The sequence below is a fragment of the Thermococcus onnurineus NA1 genome (genome assembly GCF_000018365.1).
In the GTDB taxonomy this organism is placed as follows: domain Archaea; phylum Methanobacteriota_B; class Thermococci; order Thermococcales; family Thermococcaceae; genus Thermococcus; species Thermococcus onnurineus.
On the sequence record NC_011529.1, the window covers coordinates 1,724,394 to 1,743,571 of the forward strand.

The 19,178-nt window shown below is 42.9% G+C and carries 26 protein-coding genes; 16 read left to right on the top strand and 10 right to left on the bottom strand.

Annotation, left to right across the window (positions count from 1 at the left end):
* Positions 1–244 precede the first annotated feature (244 nt).
* The 16 genes from TON_RS10175 (at position 245) to TON_RS10695 (ending at position 9,792) form a co-directional block, all read left to right on the top strand.
* A complete protein-coding gene (locus TON_RS10175; protein ID WP_012572803.1) occupies positions 245–889 on the top strand; it encodes a hypothetical protein in 645 nt (214 codons plus the stop codon).
* A 122-nt stretch (positions 890–1,011) separates the two neighbouring features.
* A complete protein-coding gene (locus tag TON_RS09380; RefSeq protein WP_012572804.1) occupies positions 1,012–2,070 on the top strand; it encodes a glucose-1-phosphate thymidylyltransferase in 1,059 nt (352 codons plus the stop codon).
* Between the two features lie 9 nt (positions 2,071–2,079).
* Entirely contained in the window at positions 2,080–3,081 is a 1,002-nt protein-coding gene (gene rfbB / locus TON_RS09385) for a dTDP-glucose 4,6-dehydratase (protein WP_012572805.1), read from the top strand.
* Positions 3,082–3,126: 45 nt separating this feature from the next.
* Positions 3,127–3,414 carry a hypothetical protein gene (locus tag TON_RS09390; RefSeq protein ID WP_012572806.1) on the top strand — a complete coding sequence of 96 codons (288 nt, stop codon included), beginning with the start codon at positions 3,127–3,129 and terminating at the stop codon, positions 3,412–3,414.
* The gene (locus TON_RS09395; protein WP_012572807.1) at positions 3,372–3,713 is read left to right on the top strand and encodes a type II toxin-antitoxin system VapC family toxin; all 342 of its coding nucleotides are present in this window, start codon (positions 3,372–3,374) and stop codon (positions 3,711–3,713) included. The genes TON_RS09390 and TON_RS09395 overlap by 43 nt, the downstream gene beginning before the upstream one ends.
* A 74-nt stretch (positions 3,714–3,787) precedes the next feature.
* Positions 3,788–3,991: a DUF2281 domain-containing protein gene (locus tag TON_RS09400; RefSeq protein WP_012572808.1), complete on the top strand. Its 204-nt coding sequence runs from the start codon at positions 3,788–3,790 to the stop codon at positions 3,989–3,991.
* On the top strand, positions 3,991–4,389 hold the full coding sequence (locus TON_RS09405; protein WP_012572809.1) for a PIN domain-containing protein: 399 nt from the start codon (positions 3,991–3,993) through the stop codon (positions 4,387–4,389). The genes TON_RS09400 and TON_RS09405 overlap by 1 nt, the downstream gene beginning before the upstream one ends.
* Before the next feature lie 4 nt (positions 4,390–4,393).
* On the top strand, positions 4,394–4,951 hold the full coding sequence (rfbC, locus tag TON_RS09410; protein WP_012572810.1) for a dTDP-4-dehydrorhamnose 3,5-epimerase: 558 nt from the start codon (positions 4,394–4,396) through the stop codon (positions 4,949–4,951).
* 63 nt (positions 4,952–5,014) lie between these two features.
* The gene (locus tag TON_RS09415; protein WP_012572811.1) at positions 5,015–5,203 is read left to right on the top strand and encodes a hypothetical protein; all 189 of its coding nucleotides are present in this window, start codon (positions 5,015–5,017) and stop codon (positions 5,201–5,203) included.
* Positions 5,191–5,661 carry a type II toxin-antitoxin system VapC family toxin gene (locus tag TON_RS09420; protein WP_012572812.1) on the top strand — a complete coding sequence of 157 codons (471 nt, stop codon included), beginning with the start codon at positions 5,191–5,193 and terminating at the stop codon, positions 5,659–5,661. The genes TON_RS09415 and TON_RS09420 overlap by 13 nt, the downstream gene beginning before the upstream one ends.
* Complete coding sequence (rfbD, locus tag TON_RS09425; protein WP_012572813.1) at positions 5,658–6,524, top strand: dTDP-4-dehydrorhamnose reductase; 867 nt, start codon at positions 5,658–5,660, stop codon at positions 6,522–6,524. The genes TON_RS09420 and rfbD overlap by 4 nt, the downstream gene beginning before the upstream one ends.
* Positions 6,525–6,554: 30 nt before the next feature.
* Positions 6,555–7,979 carry a flippase gene (locus TON_RS09430; RefSeq protein ID WP_012572814.1) on the top strand — a complete coding sequence of 475 codons (1,425 nt, stop codon included), beginning with the start codon at positions 6,555–6,557 and terminating at the stop codon, positions 7,977–7,979.
* On the top strand, positions 7,976–8,296 hold the full coding sequence (locus tag TON_RS10410; protein ID WP_148202389.1) for a hypothetical protein: 321 nt from the start codon (positions 7,976–7,978) through the stop codon (positions 8,294–8,296). The genes TON_RS09430 and TON_RS10410 overlap by 4 nt, the downstream gene beginning before the upstream one ends.
* Before the next feature lie 11 nt (positions 8,297–8,307).
* Positions 8,308–8,940 carry a class I SAM-dependent methyltransferase gene (locus TON_RS10185; protein ID WP_187146227.1) on the top strand — a complete coding sequence of 211 codons (633 nt, stop codon included), beginning with the start codon at positions 8,308–8,310 and terminating at the stop codon, positions 8,938–8,940.
* Positions 8,941–8,945: 5 nt separating this feature from the next.
* Complete coding sequence (locus TON_RS10690; RefSeq protein WP_012572816.1) at positions 8,946–9,368, top strand: glycosyltransferase family 2 protein; 423 nt, start codon at positions 8,946–8,948, stop codon at positions 9,366–9,368.
* Positions 9,313–9,792 (top strand): glycosyltransferase family 2 protein, encoded by a 480-nt coding sequence (locus tag TON_RS10695; RefSeq protein WP_274378404.1) that lies wholly within the window; start codon positions 9,313–9,315, stop codon positions 9,790–9,792. The genes TON_RS10690 and TON_RS10695 overlap by 56 nt, the downstream gene beginning before the upstream one ends.
* A gap of 233 nt (positions 9,793–10,025) precedes the next feature.
* On the opposite strand, the gene TON_RS09445 is transcribed toward TON_RS10695, so the two are convergent.
* The 10 genes from TON_RS09445 to TON_RS09490 are packed head-to-tail and all read right to left on the bottom strand — an operon-like array spanning position 10,026 to position 19,119.
* On the bottom strand, positions 10,026–11,546 hold the full coding sequence (locus TON_RS09445; RefSeq protein ID WP_012572817.1) for a hypothetical protein: 1,521 nt from the start codon (positions 11,544–11,546) through the stop codon (positions 10,026–10,028).
* A 6-nt stretch (positions 11,547–11,552) separates the two neighbouring features.
* Positions 11,553–12,728, bottom strand: a complete 1,176-nt coding sequence (locus TON_RS09450) for a glycosyltransferase family 4 protein (RefSeq protein WP_012572818.1) — start codon at positions 12,726–12,728, stop codon at positions 11,553–11,555.
* Between the two features lie 12 nt (positions 12,729–12,740).
* Positions 12,741–13,349, bottom strand: coding sequence for a hypothetical protein (locus TON_RS09455; protein ID WP_048055124.1), 609 nt, complete (start codon positions 13,347–13,349; stop codon positions 12,741–12,743).
* Positions 13,333–14,001 (bottom strand): nucleoside/nucleotide kinase family protein, encoded by a 669-nt coding sequence (locus tag TON_RS09460; protein ID WP_012572819.1) that lies wholly within the window; start codon positions 13,999–14,001, stop codon positions 13,333–13,335. The genes TON_RS09455 and TON_RS09460 overlap by 17 nt, the downstream gene beginning before the upstream one ends.
* Before the next feature lie 6 nt (positions 14,002–14,007).
* The gene (locus TON_RS09465) at positions 14,008–15,183 is read right to left on the bottom strand and encodes a glycosyltransferase family 4 protein (RefSeq protein ID WP_012572820.1); all 1,176 of its coding nucleotides are present in this window, start codon (positions 15,181–15,183) and stop codon (positions 14,008–14,010) included.
* Positions 15,184–15,195: 12 nt separating this feature from the next.
* Entirely contained in the window at positions 15,196–16,317 is a 1,122-nt protein-coding gene (locus TON_RS09470) for a glycosyltransferase family 4 protein (protein WP_012572821.1), read from the bottom strand.
* The gene (gene pssE / locus TON_RS09475; protein ID WP_012572822.1) at positions 16,314–16,793 is read right to left on the bottom strand and encodes a PssE/Cps14G family polysaccharide biosynthesis glycosyltransferase; all 480 of its coding nucleotides are present in this window, start codon (positions 16,791–16,793) and stop codon (positions 16,314–16,316) included. Before pssE ends, TON_RS09470 begins: the two co-directional genes overlap by 4 nt.
* Positions 16,790–17,233 carry a PssD/Cps14F family polysaccharide biosynthesis glycosyltransferase gene (gene pssD / locus TON_RS09480; RefSeq protein ID WP_012572823.1) on the bottom strand — a complete coding sequence of 148 codons (444 nt, stop codon included), beginning with the start codon at positions 17,231–17,233 and terminating at the stop codon, positions 16,790–16,792. The genes pssE and pssD overlap by 4 nt, the downstream gene beginning before the upstream one ends.
* A complete protein-coding gene (locus tag TON_RS09485) occupies positions 17,230–18,225 on the bottom strand; it encodes a glycosyltransferase family 2 protein (protein WP_012572824.1) in 996 nt (331 codons plus the stop codon). Before TON_RS09485 ends, pssD begins: the two co-directional genes overlap by 4 nt.
* A gap of 3 nt (positions 18,226–18,228) precedes the next feature.
* Positions 18,229–19,119, bottom strand: coding sequence for a glycosyltransferase family 2 protein (locus tag TON_RS09490; RefSeq protein ID WP_012572825.1), 891 nt, complete (start codon positions 19,117–19,119; stop codon positions 18,229–18,231).
* Positions 19,120–19,178: the final 59 nt, after the last annotated feature.

Consider the following 19,178-nt stretch of genomic DNA (forward strand, 5'->3'; position numbering starts at 1 on the left):
CTCATATAGTATTGGGTGTTTTAACTATATAAACCTTTGCTTTTATTTAAATCAAAATTTTTTGGCAACTTTCCGAGATAATTTCAATCAGGTTGGGAATTCGGTTTGAGATGGAGTGTTTAGTAGTTAGCTAAAATGGAAATCGAATCGTACATTGAAAAGACGGAGAAATAGAATTTCCTGCTTTTTCAAACCCAACCCTTAAATTCTTCGAGAACCAAAAGTTAATGATGGGGTGTGGGTAATGGGTGAGAAATTAATTAAGGTGCTGACGGTTCTCGTGGTTGTTCTGCTTGTCTTCAACATCGGCATGGTCTACGGTGCACTCAAAGCCAGGAGCATAGCGCTGGAGGAGATAGAGGGCGTCATAACCCTTGTGGATGGCATGAAGAGCGAGAGGATAACAATCCAGTATCCGTTCGACCAGGAGATACAGGTCCCTCTCCGGATGAACCTCAGTGTTCCTGTTTCCATGGTGACGAGGGTTCCGGTAAATGAGGAGATTGCCGTGAAGGTTCCTCTCGATACCTACGTTGACGTTCCCGTAAACAAGACTGTGAAAGTGCACATCGCCCAGAACATAACCACCACCGTCGAAGTGAACGGCAAGCAGGAGACGGTGATAATTCCGCTTGATACCTACGTCGATGTCCCGATAGTCACGACGGTTAGGGTTAGGGTCAGGGACGTTGTAGACACCACAGTGCCGCTCAACATGACCCTTGAGGTGCCGATAAACCAGACGGTTGTTGTGCCGATAGACGAGACGCTGACCGTTCCGATTAAGATGAACCTCACCATCAAGACGACGCCGGAGGAGATGGGCCTCGGAGATCTGATTGATAGGGTTGTTAAGATGCTCGAGGGGATGAAGGCGGCGATTGGGTGAACCGGCCTGAGCATAACGTTACATTTGGAATCCTATTCATCCACCCTCTGAGGATGTTGGCCGTTACGACGGCCACGATAAGTTTTTATTTTCTGGGATAGTATTGACGGCGGTGGATGATCATGAAGGCCCTTATTCTCTCCGGAGGTCACGGAACCAGGCTGAGGCCCCTCACCTATTCCCAGCAGAAGCAGCTCATCCCAGTCGCGAACAAGCCCGTCCTGTTCTACGCCATTGAGGACGTCATCGAGGCCGGCATTCACGAGATTGGGATTATCATCGGCCCAAACAAGGAGCAGGTGATGGAGACCGTTAGGAGCGTTGATTGGGACGCTGACATAGAGTTCATCTACCAGGGCGAGCCGAAAGGTTTAGCACACGCGATAAAGGTCGCGAGGGATTATCTCGGTGACGATGATTTTGTGATGTACCTCGGTGACAACATCCTCAGGGAAGGCATAGTGGAGCACCTGAACCACTTCAAAGAGGGAAACTTCGACGCCAGCATTTTGCTCTGTGAGGTTTCCAATCCCCAGCGGTTCGGTGTGGCCGAGCTGAGTGAGGACGGAAAGACCATCAAACGGCTGGTTGAGAAACCCAAGGTGCCGCCAAGCAACCTGGCGCTTGTGGGAATCTACTTCTTCAAGCCCGTCATCCACGAGGCAGTCGAGAACATAAGGCCCTCCTGGAGGAACGAGCTTGAGATAACCGACGCGATCCAGTGGTTAATCGACCACGGCTACCGCGTTGGGTGGACGAAGGTCCAGAACTGGTGGAAGGACACCGGAAAGCCCGAGGACATACTCGACGCCAACAGGCTCATCCTGGACGACATCCAGACGGATATACGGGTCGAGACGAAGGCCAGAATCCATGGAAGGGTGGTCATCGGGGAAGGAACCCGGATCGACGGGAACACCGTCATAAAGGGCCCCGCGATAATCGGCAGGAACTGCATTATCAGGAACGCCTACATCGGCCCCTACACGAGCATCGGCGACAACTGCATCATCGAGAACACGGAGATTGAGGACTCCGTTATTCTTGAGGGAAGCGAGATTAGATGCGGCGGCAGGATTGTGGAGAGCCTCATAGGGAAGAACGTGAAGATTTTAGAGGGGAACAACCATCCCATTGGGAGGAAGCTGGTCGTCGGTGACAATTCCCAGTTAATGCTGTGAGGTGGAATGATGAGACTCTTAGTGACCGGTGGAATGGGCTTCATAGGGAGCAACTTCATCCGCTATATCCTGGAAAAGCACCCTGACTGGGAAGTGATAAATCTCGACAAGCTCGGCTACGGGTCGAATCCGGCAAATTTGAAAGACATCGAGGACAATCCGCGCTACACCTTCGTCAAGGGAGACATAGCGGACTTTGAGCTCGTTAAGGAGCTAATCAAGAAAGTTGATGCGGTAGTTAACTTCGCTGCTGAGAGCCACGTGGACAGGAGCATCTCAAGCCCTGAGCACTTTCTAAAGAGCAACGTCATCGGTGTTTACACGATTCTTGAAGCAATCAGGAAAGAGAACCCCGAAGTTAGACTAGTTCACGTGAGCACCGATGAAGTCTACGGCGATATCCTGGAAGGCTCGTTCACCGAAAAAGACGCGCTTATGCCCTCATCCCCATACTCCGCTACTAAAGCTGCCAGTGATGTTCTCGTGCTTGGCTGGACGCGGACTTACAGTCTGAACGCTTCCATAACGAGGTGCACCAACAACTACGGCCCCTACCAGTTCCCGGAAAAGCTCATCCCCAAGACGATAATCAGGGCCAGCATGGGGCTTAAGATTCCGATATACGGAACCGGCCAGAACGTGAGGGACTGGCTCTACGTCGAAGACCACGTCAGGGCAATTGAGGCCGTTCTGCTCAAAGGGGAGCCCAGGGAAATCTACAACATCTCCGCCGGCGAGGAAAAGACTAACCTGGAGGTCGTTAAGACAATCCTTGAGCTCATGGGCAGGGACGAGTCGCTTATAGAGTTCGTCGAGGACAGGCCCGGCCACGATTTGAGGTACTCCCTCGACTCGTGGAAGATAACGCGTGACCTCAAGTGGAGGTCAAAGCACAGCTTTGAGGAGGGTATTAGAAAGACTGTCAAATGGTACCTCGAAAACGAGGCCTGGTGGAGGCCGCTGGTCAACGAGAAGGTCCTTCATCCAACGCCCTGGAAGCTGGGGTGGTGAGAACATTTAAATATGTGCATACACATAATTATGTATGGTGATGATATGCCAACTATGACCCTTTCAATACCTCCGGAGCTCTACCGCAAGATGAAGAAGCACCCAGAAATCAAATGGAGCGAAGTGGCGAGAAAAGCCATAGCCGAGTACCTCAGTGAGCTTGAGAACTCCCGAACCGAGATGTCCATGTTGGAGTTCAGAGAACTTCTGGGGGATGAGACCCTCAGGGAGATGGAGTCCATTCCGGACGAGGCTTACGAGGAATACTACAGGAAAATGAGGGATCTGGAATGGGAGAGGACAAAAAGAAACTCTACGACACGAACGTCCTGATCGACCTAGTTAAAAGCGGCGAGAACCCCGGGGACGGCTATACAACGGCGCTGAATCTTGTGGAATACCCAAAGGGAGTCTCTCTGGATCTGGGAGTCCTCATACCATCGCCCAAAGAATACGCTCTGGCTGTTAAGCTCTCAGAGAAACTTGTAAAGGCAGGCACCCCTGTTCCCGCCGTGGACGTGATAATCGCCGCCGTTGCAATATCCAGGGGGATGACCCTCGTGACAAAGGACAGACATTTCTCGCGGATAAAGAAGGTTGCCCCCGAGCTCAGACTCGAACTGGTTGAATAAGATGGGTTATTAATCACTTGGCAGTAAGCAAAAGGTAATTAAGTTCCGCGAGAATGTTTAGGATGGTGAACGTGATGGAGGACGCTTACAAGCTCTTTCAGCAGCTCCCAGATGACCTCAAGGAGGAGGTGCTGGACTACATCGAGTTTCTCCTGGAGAGGAACGCGCGCAGGAGACGCTCCCCCATGAAGTTTGGATGGCGCGGGGGGCTGAAGGAGCTCAGGAAGAAGTACACTTCCGTGGAGCTTCAGCACAAGACCCTTGAATGGTGGGGCTGATGTATCTAGTTGATACCAACGTGTTCCTTGAAATCCTTCTTGATCAGGAAAACGCTGATAACGCGGAGAGGTTCCTTAGAGAAACTCCACCCAGCGAGCTTGCCGTCTCGGATTTCTCGGTTTACTCAATAGGGATAATACTCTTCAAGCAGAAGAAACACGGGGTCTTCCGGGAGTTCGTTGAGGACGTTCTCCTGCGCGGTGGGCTCTCCCTGCTGAGACTCACTCCCTTTGATTTTGAATCCCTGGTTGAAGCCTCCCGTAAATTCCACCTCGATTTTGACGATGCGTACCAGTACACCTTGGCCCGTAAATACGGCCTCCGCATAGTCAGCTACGATTCAGATTTTGATGCAACCGATATCGGTAGGGTTACGCCACTTCAGGCGATGAGGTGATGTTATGCCGTTCGAATTTAAAAGGCTGGAAATCCCTGATGTTATCCTGATCAAGCCCAAAGTCTTCGAGGACGAGAGGGGCTTTTTCATGGAAACTTACAAGAAATCAGATTTTGAAAAGGCCGGAATCAAAGGGGAGTTCGTCCAGGACAACCACTCAAAATCGAGATATGGAGTGCTCAGAGGCCTGCACTTCCAGCGCCAGCCCTACGCCCAGGCCAAGATCGTGAGGGCCGTTAGGGGAGTTATTTACGATGTGGCAGTTGATTTAAGGAAAAACTCGCCGACCTTCGGCAGATGGGTCGGTGTCATACTCTCGGAGCACAACAAATATCAGCTCTACATCCCGAGGGGCTTTGCCCACGGATTCCTAGTGCTGAGCGACGTTGCCGAGGTCGTATATAAGGTGGATAACGTCTATGCACCGGATTATGAGGGCGGAATCATCTGGAACGACCCGGATATAGGCATAGACTGGCCGATTGATGGCCCCATAGTATCAGAGAAGGACAGAAAGTGGCCAACGCTGAAGGAAGCCATCGAAAAGGGATGGGTGTTCTGAGACACTACTATCGCAAAACATTTTATAACGCTATGATAAAAAATACACCGACGGTGGTTGGATATGGGAAAAATCGCCATTGAGCTTAACATCCCTGACGAGATACTGAAGACGATTGACCTCAAGCGGCTGAAACGAATCGTTGAGAGGGAGGTTATTATAGAGTACAGTGTCCAGAAACTTCACGGAAAGTTCAAGGACATGGATCTTAAAAAACTCCTCAGAGAGGTCGAAGAGGAATGGGCCATCTGACGGCCTTCGTGGACACCAACGTAATAATTGAGCACCTGGGAGGCAATATTGACCTCCTCGACTTAAGGGAGAGGTTTGACGTCCTGTATTCTAACAGCATAGTGTTCAGTGAGGCGCTTATGGTGTACCTAAGGGCATTAACTGGCGAACGCCCGTATACACTCAAACACAACCCCGATATTATCAGGAACCTGAGGGAGGAGCTCCTGGACTTCTCAAGGCTTTTTGAACTTTTCCTTGATCTGGAAATAAACAGGACTGTTGAAACCCTTGCCGTTGAGTACATGATAAAATACGGCCTGCTGCCGAATGATGCACTCATTCTCGCAACCTGTAAGTTTTACGACGTCAAATATCTAATTTCGTTTGACAGCGATTTTGCCAATGCCTGTGAGAATGAAGGGATATCTCTTCTCAGTGATCCAGAGGAGATAACTAGGCTTGGTGATGTCCCGTGAGGGTAGCAATAATCGGGGCCAGCGGCCAGCTCGGAACCGACCTGGTGAAGGTCTTTGGGGAAGACCCGTCTTTTGAGGTCATCCCACTGACCCACAGAGACCTTGACGTTACCGTTCCCGAGACCCTGAGGGTGCTGAAAGAGCTGAAGCCTGACGTCATCATCAACACAGCTGCATATGTGAGGGTTGATGACGCCGAGATTTATCCGGAGAAGGCTTTTGCGGTGAATACCATCGGCGCGCTGAACGTTGCCAGGGTTGCCAGCGAGATTGATGCCATCAACGTCTACATCAGCACGGACTACGTCTTTGACGGCGAGAAGGGAGAACCATACACTGAGGACGACGTTCCGAACCCGATAAACGTCTACGGGGCGAGCAAGTACGCCGGCGAGATTTTCACGAGGAATTATTCTAGGAAGTACTACATCATCAGGGTTGCAAGCCTTTATGGGAAGGCGGGGGCGAGCGGAAAGGGCGGAAATTTCGTCAACTGGGTCATTGAGAAGGCAAAGCGCGGGGAGGAGCTGAGGATAGTTGACGACCAGTTCATGAGTCCGACATACACGATGGACGTCGCTAGGACTCTGAGGGAGTTTCTGGAGATTGGGCCCGAGTGGGGCGTTTATCACATGGTCAACGAGGGATACTGCTCGTGGTATGAGTTCACCAGAGCGATATTTGAGATCCTGGGCTGGGACGTTGAAGTGAAGCCTATAAAATCGAGCGAGCTCAACAGGCTGGCGAGGAGGCCGAGGTTCTCAGCATTGAGGAATGAGAAGCTGGAAAGAATTGGGTTGAGGATGATGGATTGGGAAGAGGCGTTGAGGGAGTATTTGTGGGAGAAGGGATATATTCAGTAGTCCACCTAAAGAGATATTGGAGGAACTCAAATGAACACCGTCCAAAGAATAGCAAAGAACATGGCTGTGCTATTTCTTGCCAGAATCGTTAGTATGCTATTTGGATTTTTCTATGTGGTGTATACTGCGAGATACTTGGGACCCGCAAACTACGGTATTTTGTCTTTTGCCTTAGCCTTGAATGGTATATTTGGAGTTATCACTAATTTTGGCCTTGATCCTTTGACCGTTAGGGAGGTTGCAAGGGATAAAAGCTTAGCTGGGAAGTATTTAGCTAATGGGATTGTTTTAAAACTGCTTTTTGGAACTCTGACCTTTTTGATTGTCTTTGTAGTGGTGAATCTCCTAGGCTATCCAGAAATCACGAGAAAGGTTGTATACATAATAACCCTGTCTACTATCATTGCAGGACTAAATAATCTGTTCAATGACATCTATCAAGCGTTTGAGAGAATGGAGTTTATGTCCATCGGGCAGATTCTGCAGAGTGTGCTTTCTTTGGTTTTTGCAATAACTGCGATAAAGCTCGGCTTGAATGTGGTATATTTTGCAATGATTTATTTAAGTGTGAACTTGATTATTCTGGGATATCACGTTGTTGTAACAACATGGAAGTTTTTGAAGCCAAAAATTGAGGTTGATTTCAGCTTTTGGAAAAGCGTTGTAAGAGAGGCGTGGCCATTTGCACTTACTGCTATCTCAATATCACTTTATTTATGGATTGATTCTGTTATGCTTTCCTATATGGAGGGGGACAGAGCGGTGGGTCTGTATAATGCTGCATATAGATTAGCGTTAATTTTTTTATTTGTTCCCACCATATTCAATACAGCCATTTTTCCACTAATGTCTAGGTTATATATTGGCTCTAAAGAGAATTTAACGAAAATTCTTGAAAAGCATTTTAAATATATGGTGATCGTTGGTATTCTTATTGGAACATGGATAATATGTTTACCTGGAGAATTTATTGTGATAGTTTTTGGTAAGGACTACCTTGGTGCGACTAATGTTTTGCGAATATTTGGGTTAACCCTGATATTCATCTTTTTTAGAACTGCTTTTGAGAGAGTGCTAGAAGCGTCAAATAGACAGGCAATTGTAACTAGGACATTTGTAGAAGGCGCCGTTTTAAATATTTTTCTTAATTTAATTTTGATACCAATATACAGTCTAAACGGGGCTGCAATAGCTACTCTCATTACTGACATTTTTGTTTTCGTAGTTCTCTATTTGAGGGGTATGAAACTTGGATATAGACTTCGGAGAAGCTCTTTTATTAATGTAATAAAAATAGTAGTGTCCGGGATAATCTTATCAGGATTTCTAACTGTATTTGCTCATATAAACTTAGCTATATTGCTTAGTATGTCAAGTTTACTGTACATTGGATTATTAAGATTGTTAAAAGTTATTGATACAGAGGATTTGATGATAGCCAAAGGGGGATTGTGAAAATGTTGGAGGATCAGTATGTTTGTAGAATCTGTGGCAACTCTCAAAACAATAAAGTATACAAGGTTAAAGAAATGATGTTTGGTTTTGGTGACGAGTTTATATATTTTGAATGTTCTAAGTGTGGAGCATTGCAAATAGCAGAAATCCCAAAAGATCTTGGAAAATACTATCCCAAGAATTATTATTCTTTTAACCAAGGACATAATGTTAATCCTCTAAAGCAATTTTTAAGAAATAGACTTGCTAATTATCTGATATGGAAAAAGGATATGATTGGAAGGTTTCTTTCTTTGTTTTTTATAGTAGTAGATTAGCTAGTATTGGGATGGTCGAGGGAATAAGTAAAACATCAAAAATTCTAGATGTTGGATGCGGAAATGGAGATTTATTGTTTATTTTACGGGATATTGGGTTCAGGAATCTTTTGGGTGTTGATCCATTTATAGAACGTGATATAGTTGATAATGGTGTTACTATACTAAAAAGGACAATTCATGAACTCCCAGGAACCCAAAAATTTAATTTAATAATGTTTCATCATTCTTTTGAGCATCTTCCTGATCAGTTGGAGACTCTAAAAAAAGCTAAACAATTATTGGCAGATAATGGCACAATATTAATACGAATGCCAGTCAAATCTGATGAGATATGGAAAAAATATGGAGTAAACTGGGTACAAATTGATGCTCCAAGACATGTTATTGTCCATACTGTAAGAAGTTTCGAGATTTTGTCTGAAAAAGCAGGATTAAAAATCAATAAAATCATCTTTGATTCTACTGCATTTCAATTCTGGGGGAGCGAATTATATAAACGTGGCATTCCTTTAGAGATTGGAAGAAGGAATCTAAAAAAGTACTTCAGCTACAAACAAATCAAAAAATGGGAGAAAGTAGCAAAAGAGTTAAATAAAGCCCAAAGTGGCGATCAGGCTATATTTTACCTAAAAAAACGGTGAGGGATATGAGATCTCCAAGGATTTCAATAATCATTTTAAATTGGAACGGCTGGAGAGATACGATTGAGTGCTTGGAGTCACTTTATAGGATAACGTACCCGAATTATGATGTTATTGTCGTGGATAACGCTTCTCAAGATGATTCAATAGAGAAAATTAAAGAATATGCAGAAGGAAAGATTGAAGTAAATTTAAAATTCTTTAAGTATAATCCAAATAATAAACCGATTAAGGTTTTTGAGGTTAGTGAGGATGAAGCTAGGCAAGGAAAGTTTAATAGGCCGCTTTACGAGAAGTTTGATGTTGATAGAAGAATGATTTTAATCAAAAAACAAGGACAACTATGGATTTGCTGGTGGGAACAATGTTGGAATAAAGTTTGCTTTAAGTGTTTTGGATCCAGAATACGTGTTACTTTTAAACAATGATACTGTAGTTGATAAGAGATTTTTAGATGAACTTGTTAAGGTCGCAGAAAGTTATGAGAACGTTGGAATAGTTTGCCCTATGATTTACTATTATGACAAGCCTAAAAATATTCAAGTGGGAGGAGCTAAGATATTTTGGCAATTAGGAACTCCAATAGCGTTAAATCCAGATAAAATACACATTCAGATATATGATAGTGAATTTGCTTCGGGTGCAGCTATGTTTATAAGAACAAGTATTTTTAGAGAAGTGGGGCTACTTTCTTCGATATATGGCATTGGGGGGTGGGAGGATTATGATATCTCTATAAGAACCCTAAATAAAGGGTATAAAATTAAGTACATCAAATTATCCAAAATTTGGCATAAACATTTTAGATCAAGAAAAAAAAGTATATCATACTACAATATGGTACTCTACTAAAAAATAAAATAATGTTCTGGAAAAAATATGCCCCAAGGTCATTTAAGATAATTGGTCTTCTATTTGTAATACTTTTCGAAATTATTGCCATGATCAGAGTGTTTAAGCGTTTGAAAAAAGGGAAAATAATCCAAGAATATGTATCTGCTATACTGGCTGGATTGTTTGATAGTTGTTAAAAAATTTTAAATTTGTTGCGACGTTAAATAGTAATTATAACTACTACTGACTACTTACACTTCTATTATGATTATATTCCTTGAGTCATATATTCTATTTAGTCTAAAATCGCTGTCAATAACTTCTAAGTAATACTGCCAAGATTTAGTAGTTACCCATGCATCAAATTCGAGAGTATTTAAACGTATGTTTAGTATATAGTACGCGCTTTTCAATGAATCGTTTTTACCTTTTTTAACCACAGATAATACATATGCGGGATCAGACCAAAAATAGGAATATATAGACGGCAGTTTTTCTCCTTTCTTAATGATATTATGGCAAATATGTTCCCAGAAAAAGCTTTTGGTAAGTACATCTGTTAAACCAATTTTACTGTCATCTTTGTATTCCGAATACCATCCAGCACTTATTTCAACATATTTATAATATCCCAAATCTCTGTTTATTAAGTCCTCACTACTTAATACTAAATAATTTACTGAATTGGCACACACTATAATAACTCCTATGAGTAGTAAACTAACTCGTCTTTTATAATCTTTAAAATGTCTATAGATAAAACAAAGACCAACTATCCCTGGAAGAAATAGTGAGCCAATGGAAAGATATCCAAATGGAAGACGAGCTATAAGATACCCAATATTGGCTATTAGTATCGCCAGGAAAACCATGGTATATGAGTTTAAGTTTCGCGAAATTTTAAGCTGTTTAACCATATATACTATTCCGAGAAAAATAAATGTTAATAGAATTCCATATTTTATAAGCCCCAATATGCTAATAATTTTCGGATAAGCAATAAGCATATCTTTCCATGGAAACCCAGACTTCTCCTGTGATATATAACTTGCAATAAACTTTTCAAAACCAGTAATACCAACCCTATAATAGACCGTTTGCTTTACAAATATATCATAAACATACCCATGCATACCCAACAAGACTGTAAGCATGTAAATAAGCACAATAAAAAATCCTTTGGATAATACTATATTTTTGTTAATAAATAATATGAAGAATATGATGCTAATAAGGAACAGTAGCATACCAAATGTCACATCGTAAGAGGTGTATATTAGAGATGTTGCTACTATTAGTATAATGATAGTTATTTTAGAGTCTTTTGTAGTGCCTCTTAGCATTTTAATTATGAAGTATGTTATAATAAAGAAAAATATACTTCCAATACCATGCATCCAGAAAAAGAAATATTCTACATTTGCAGTAGTAGCATAGATAAGAGATACTAAATTAGCAATAGCCCTACTACCAGAAATCTTCCAAAATAAGAGGTAGATAGTTAGGATAAATGGGAGAAGTTGTAAAGGTAAAAACATAAGAGTTCTGGCAGAAATTCCCGCGATTAAGGATATTATGGATCCTAAAGAATAAAACCCAGGTGTCCTAGTATTAAATGATTCTCCCCCGTGCCCGTAATAAATCGCCTCATATATAGGTACAACGTGCAAAGGTGCAAACGGATTAACTAATCCACTATATAAGAGAATTGGTAACAGCAAACTAAAGATCAATAGTAAATACGATAGCAATTGTTTTTTATGCCTCCCCATTCTTGCTCACCTTTGCTCTCCACTTCTAAGTTTGTGGTAAATTTCAACATATTTTTCAACAACATTTTCAAAACTATACTTTCTTGCTATATCTCGGCATCTCTTCTTTATTTCTTCGTTATTTTTGTCAATGTTTTCAATAGTCTCTATTAATGCTTCTGCAAAAACTCTTTCGTCAGTATATGTGTTAACGACTGTGCCTAGGAGAGGGTCCGTAATTATTTCCTTAACATCCCCTACATCAGTAGAAACTACTGGAATACCACACGCTAGTGCTTCTCTTACTACAGTAGGACTTCCCTCAGATAAAGATGGGAGAGCGAATACGTCCGCAAGATTATAACTCTCTGGTAACTGCTCGCGGGAAACTTCACCTAAAAACCACACTTTCGACTTAATTTTTAACTCTTCAACTAACTTTTCTAAGGAGGACCTCAATGGGCCGTCTCCCACGATAAGTAATATAGAGTCTGGATATCTCTCTTGGACGTATCTAAATGCTCTTATTAACAAGCCAATGTTTTTCCTTTCTTCTAGCACTCCCGCAAAAAGTAGAACTTTGGTTTCCTCGCCTATGTCGTATTTTTGTCTTAGGTAATCCTTATCTAGTGGTTTGAATTCATCCATATCCACTCCTACTGGGAGTACAATGATTTTATCCGATATGTTTTTATGAACATTTTCAAAGGACTCTTTCACTTTGTTAGATACTGCTACAATGACATTGGCTCTTTTGAAAATGAAATATTCTAGTATTCTATAAATTGCTTCAATTAAAGGGAATGCTTTTTGATATTTCACTTTTGCTGTTGCTAATCTCTCTCCGTGTAGTGTGAGTACCACAGGATTCTTTCGTTTTGAGATTATAAATGGTAAAACATATTCTATGCGATGCACATGGATTACGCTTTCTTTTGGTATTCTCATGAAAGGCAATCTAAAAGTTAATTTGATCAAATACCTCCACCATGTGGCGGACGATTTAATTATCGGCACAAATGATATCTTTAGAGTATCTAATTCATTTTCTTGGCATTTACCGGTATCAACTCCGAATAATGTCACTTTAATGCCTTTCCTTGGCATATACTTTAAAATATTATTAATATATCTAACAACACCACCCTTTCCTTTATCACATGGGTCATGATGGTATACTTGTACCACTTGTATAGTATCCATATGTTTATCCCCCTAAGCTCCTTTGAAATCACGTAATATAATAGGCTCTTCTTTTAATTTGAACAAGCTCTTGAAGTTATCAAACACATAAATATCTAGTGGAAATCTATTAAACGTTGCCCAAGTCCTTTCTTTCATCACGAATATACAAGCTCTCACGCCATTAATAAATCCGGGCTTTCTTATAAGCCTAACGTCTAAATCAGATGTCTCTTTGAATTCTCCTCTTACGAGGCTACCATAAACTCCAGCCCACACAATGCTTGGTTCGTTCTCAAGCTTTTGTTGAAGCTTCTTTATGTATTCTTCAAACTTTTCCTTTGGTGTGCGAATATTCCCAAAGGTCTTAAAAAGCCCAAATAAATTGCTATTGAATAGCCAGTTAAAGGTATGTGCTAATATAAAAGCAAAAACCAAGGAAATAGCCGGATAAAATTTTATCGAGATTATTGGCCAGAATACTGCCATGAGGATAAGATCAAATAGAATTTTGAACATTTTCTCAGTTTTGTCCATATATAAGATTCCCTGAAAGGTCCAGTTTATCCCTATTATTATTAGTTTTTTGATAAGCACAGGTATGTAGGGAAAGTCTAAGATTCTTTTATAAAGCGGATTCATTTTCTCCCACCACTATCTCCACTATTTGGTTATGAACCTTCTCGACTTCCGAAGATGCATCTATAGTTACCAGTTGTGGAAACCTTTTTTTAAGCTCCATATATGTCTCAATTCTCTTTCTTAGGTATTTATCAAATTTTAGGTCTTCCCTCCGTTCTTTAATTTTTTCGTATGGTGCTATTAGCAGTATTGTTAAACAGTCTCTTGGAATCAGCTTCAAAAATTTCTTAGCTGTTTTGGAGTTATCAAACTCTATGTTATCTAAGTCTATCGTCAGATCCACTAGAGTATCATAAATAAACCTATCACAAACAAGCCTCTTTCTTTGAACCTTTAGCGGAATATAAATCTTGAATATCATCGCCAAAAGCATGTCTAAATATAATGTGATTGGATATACAGTAGAAATCAACTTAGATCTATAAAAATGATGATATCCAATTTTTCTACCGTCTGGCAAAGTCTGAATCTCTGTTAGTCCCATGAGTCTCGCAAGCGCAAGCACTGGCAGGGAGATAAAATGGTGGAACCGCATCCACCTGTACTCGTACTCATACCCCATCTCGCGAAGTTTTTCAATTAACATCTTAGCCTGGGTTGTTTTTCCTGTGCCATCCGGTCCAATAATGCAGATAAGCCTAGGCGGATCCATGGACCCTCACCCTATCAGCTTTAAAAACTCCTCCACAACGTCATTCCATCTTCTCCACTGATTAACGTATTCCTTGGCTGCCGTTTCTAGTTCATATTTTAGCTTCTTATCTTCCAATACTAATAACACAGCGTTGGCCAACTCTTTGGGGTTATTCGGCCTGACTATGAGTCCTTTGTCTTTCAGTATCTCTGGAATTCCATCAACATCAGTACCGATGACAACTTTTCCTAGAGCCATTGCTTCTAATATACTCAGCGGGACATCAGAAAGCACAAGTTTAAACGGAAGCACCACCACATCAGCCGAACTTACGTACGCTTTGACGTCCTCGAGTGGCAGATGTTTTGAAATTATCACGAGATTTTTTCTCACGTTCAGCTTTTCTGCCAGCTTTCTGAGCTTCTGTTCCTCTTTTAGGACACTCCTGTAATCGGGTCTGGAAAGAATCAACAGTTTAACTTCTTTTTCTTTTAGAATATGGGGCAAAGCCCTAACTAGCGTATCCGTTCCCCTTAAGGTTAACGGGGAAGTGTAGTACATCACGACAGGAGCTCCATCTGGACTGATTTCAGACCTAATGCGCTCAATTGTTTCTCGTTCAGGAAGCTCTAGGAACTCTTCATCTATTCCTGGAGGTATTACAATAACCTTATCCGCTGGAACTCCTTTTTTGATTAGTCTCTCCCGGTTACGTTGACTCAGAACGATTATATATTCAAATTTCTGCGACCATTTTCTCACGAGAAAGCTAGGTACAAGCGAGTTTATGATGTGAATGACTGTGTATCTGCGATAAGCTATCGAGTCTCTAATCCCGACGTTTCTTATCAGCTCCCCCAATGAGTATACTGGGCTTGTGAGAACGCCTATGACTGGCTGTTTGATCTCAAAGTGAGTTCTGAGGAAGCTTGTCAGCCCTAAGAGCATGATTATCCTGTCGGGATTTTCCCTGTCTAAAACCTCTAGGACTTCTTTTGATTCTCCTTTTAGAGGAATGAACAATTTGCCGACACCAAAAACTCGTATTCCGGCGATATCTGTCTCATTGTTCGAATTAGTGACTATGAAAACTTCATGTCCATTGGATTTAAGCCCCTTTGCAATTTCATACACATATCTCCAGGGTTGCTTTCTGAGGTTTGACTCCTTGAAATCGAAGCAGATTATTGCCACTTTCATAGTTCTATCACCTTAGCTAGTGGCTGACTCGTAAATTCTCTCAAATTTCCTGCCTATCTTGCCCCAGGTGAACTTTCTCTCGATGGTTTTTCTTGCGTTTCTCCCGAGCTTTCTTTGGAGCTTCTCATTTTCAAGGAGTGTTAGGACATTCTCAGCTATACTCTCTGGAGAGCCCCTCTTCGAAAGAAGGCCGTTGTGTCCATTTATTATGACATCCCTATGGGCGGGAATATCACTGGCAACAACTGGAAGGCCGGAGGCCATAGCCTCAAGGACCACCGTCGGTAGACCCTCGTAATGAGATGGGAAGATGAAGACCTCCGCGTTGCGGTATAGCCACAGGAGTTGTTCCCAGGGAACGTGACCGAGGAGTTCTACGTTGTCTAGGTTATCCCTGGTAATCATTGCCTTGATTTCATTGTACAATGGTCCTTTGCCTACAATGAGAATTTTAGTGGTCGTGGTGTTCTCCTTTAAAATCTGGGCCGCTTTTATGAGGTCAATCACACCTTTTCTGTAGTCAAGCCTGCCCACGTAGAGTAGGTAACCACCCTCTCTGCTGTCTGCCGGGTAAAACTTGCCTTCATCAACCCCATTCCCTAAGATTAGCGGGGTTCTGCCGTAATATTCTTGGATCTCCCTGGCCACCGCGGAGGATACCGTTGTCACTACATCGGAACTCTCTAGGAGCTCCATTGTCAGAGGATATCCCACTGCATACGTTGTTAATTTTTGTCCCATAGCGTTCAAGTCGTGGACTTGGTAGTGTTTTATGTCCTCAATTAGTGAGGTATGGACAGTAGAGACGATTGGGATGTCGTTTAAAGGGTGTTTGATGAAGGGAGAAAGCGGCGAATGTATGTGGATAACATCAAAATCTTTCCCCAATTTTCTGAAGAACCTCTCTATAAACAGCTTGTGAATATGAACGTGGAGCGGATAAACCGGAAAGAACTGAGGCTTATACACTTCGATTCCATCGAAATAGAAGTGCTCGATGTTTCTGGGGCTTCCTCTGGTTATTACCGTAACCTCGTGCCCTCTTTCAATTAGCTTCTTGGAAAGGTTATACGTATAATACCCAATCCCTTCCTCCGGTGGAAACGGCGTTGAGATTAGCATTGCTATCTTCATGTTTCGAGCCCTCGCACGTATTCTTTCAGGAAATTGACAAGCTTCCTGTTTCTCTTAAGTGGCCTGAATTTCATCGACATGGCCCTTTTTAGTGCATCCTCTAACTTTTCAATATCATAAACAGCTATTGCCTTACCCATACTCTCCAAAGCTTCAGCCAACTCTAATTGCTGGTCATCGACATGCTCTCCGAACTTTTTCAATCTTGGGACAACAACTATTGGCTTACCAAAAGATAAAGCCGTTAATAATGTTCCAGCCCCTGCGTGAGCTACAATAACATCGGATTTTTTGTATAATTCTAGAATATCTTCTTCCCTTTCTAAAAATCTAAACCACTTGGCATTTTTGGGTTCGTACTGTGTAAATCCAATCTGCATTATGACTTCATCACTTATTCTACCTGCTATCTCATCCATCTTCTTTATTAACCTCTCGAACCCCTGGTAATGGGTACCAACGGTTACGAATATCATACAACCGCACCCACGTGCTTTGCCCTCTTCCCGTAGAGCTCCAGTAGCTGGGGCCATTGAACTAGAAACAAATCTGAGAGATAATAAACAATCTTTCCTGTCCCAGATTTTGTCTTTATCCTGCACCAGCTTTCAATAAAGATCGTTTTAATCCCCAATACCTTGGCGATAATGAACACAGGAATCGCTATTTCCGAGCCGGTGCTTATTACAACACTAGGTTTCTCCTTGGCCAGTATCCTTCCAATCTGGAAGAAGGCCTTTATCATCTTGATTGGATTTGTTCCTATATTCTCGAGTAGATATTTTGGATAAGGTAAATCTCTCGTTCTGAAATTGTCATAAGTTACAAAAAACACCTCATGCCCCCTAAATGCCTCCATTAAGTAGAGCATCTCCGTCAGATGCCCTCCATGAGAGCACACAAGAGCTATCTTCATCCTGCTATCACCCTGTAGTTCCATTCGTAAATCCTGTTGGCGATTCTTTTAATAATCCTATCAATTGGAGTGTAGGATAGCTGGTCATCGGGGATTTGGCTATCCAGTCCTTGGAGTATCCCTTCACCTGCTTCAATCTTATCCACTTCAGCTTTTAAACCCTCAAAAAGGCCCTTAAGCTTGAATTTTATGCCCGATGGCCCGTTCAGTACCGCGTACCCCCAGGTCAGTATCTCACTCATAATCAGAGAGGGCAGGATTGCAAGCCTCTGGCGTGCCGTTAAGTACTTCCTCAAAATAATGTACCTCCCTTTCTCCAGATGGTATATTTTCTTCGGCGGTACTTTAAGGGTGTAGTCGTGATAAACCACCGATGTCGGCACGTACAGGATTTTGAAACCCTTGGCATGGGCCCTCCATGAGAACTCCCCGTCCTCGTTGTACGCTAAAAAGTTCTCGTCAAACCCTCCCAGTTCAAGATATTCGTCTCTCCTCATGGCAAAGCATGCCCCAGAAATGCCGCTGAGGTATTCTGGCTTGTTGTACTTCTCAGGAGGCTCCAAGTAGCCCCTGGTGAACGTGAGTCCGGTAAAGTGAACAATGTTTCCAACTGTATTTATAGCTGAGCCATCATAAAGGAGTATCTTTGGGGTCGTTATCAAACGCCTACTTTTAGACAGTGGCCTAACGAGTTCCTCGAGCCAGTTCTCCCCAACCTTCGTGTCTGGATTGAGGATCACCACGTATTCTCCTTTTGCATGTCTAACTCCTAAATTGTTCCCTCCTCCATAGCCTAAATTCCTTGGACTCCTTATGACCTTAACCTCTGGAAAGTTCTCTTCAATGAACTCGGGAGTTTTATCCGTGGAGCCGTTATCGACAACAATGACCTCTAACGGATCATTGGCTAGAACGGAAGTTAAACAGTCCCCCATGTATTTTTTGTGGTTGTACGTGACTATAATTACACTTGCCTTATTTGAAAGACTCATATCTCACTCCCTCACCATCTTTGCCAGCACGTTCAGCGTCAATCCAGCAACGAACAGCTGGATCCCGATTATCGCGAAGATCCCCGAGCCGATGGCGGGGGTGAGGTAGACGGTGCCCTCCTCGTAGTAGGGCAGGAAAGCGAAGTATCCAAGAACGATGGCAGTGAGGAATGAAATAATGCTCAACGTCCCGAAGAGCAGGAGCGGTCTCCTGTATCCTATTAGGCTCACAAGATCCGCCAGCACTCCAACCCCATGGCTCAGCGGGTTCTTCTTGTGCTTGTTCGGGACATCATAGCGGACGGTTATCGGCACCTCCTTGATCCTCACGCCCTTCTCGGCCAGGTGCACCAGCATATCGCTCTCCACGCTGTAGCCGTTGCTGTTTATCTTCATCAGTTCACCTAGGGCTTTTCTGTTCATCGCCCTGAAGCCCGACTGGGAATCGGTGATCTTCAGAGTCCCGTTCAGGCTCACGTTCGTGGTGGCGTTCAGAATCCACAGACCGAACCTCCTGTAGAAGGGTATGTTCTTCTTAGCTCCGTCCAGGAACCTTGACCCTATGACCATGTCGGCTTCATCATTAAGAATTGGCTCAAGGAGTTTGGGTATCTCCTCGGGGTTGTGCTGCCCGTCGGCGTCCAGGCACACCACAATATCATAGCCTTTTTCTGCCGCATACTTGAAGGCCGTCTTAAGGGCCTGGGCCTTCCCCATGTTCCGAGGGTGCTGTATAACGTGGGCCCCGGCAGAAATGGCGATGTCATAAGTCTTGTCCTTACTACCATCATCGACTACCAGAACATCACCGTACTTTCTAGAAAGGGTTACTACGTACCCTATCGTCAGCTCCTCATTGTACGCAGGAACGATTATTAAGATGTTATTGGACATAACTCCCACCGGTGACATCGTTGCAGTATATCCAAATTTTAGCAATACTACCAATAATT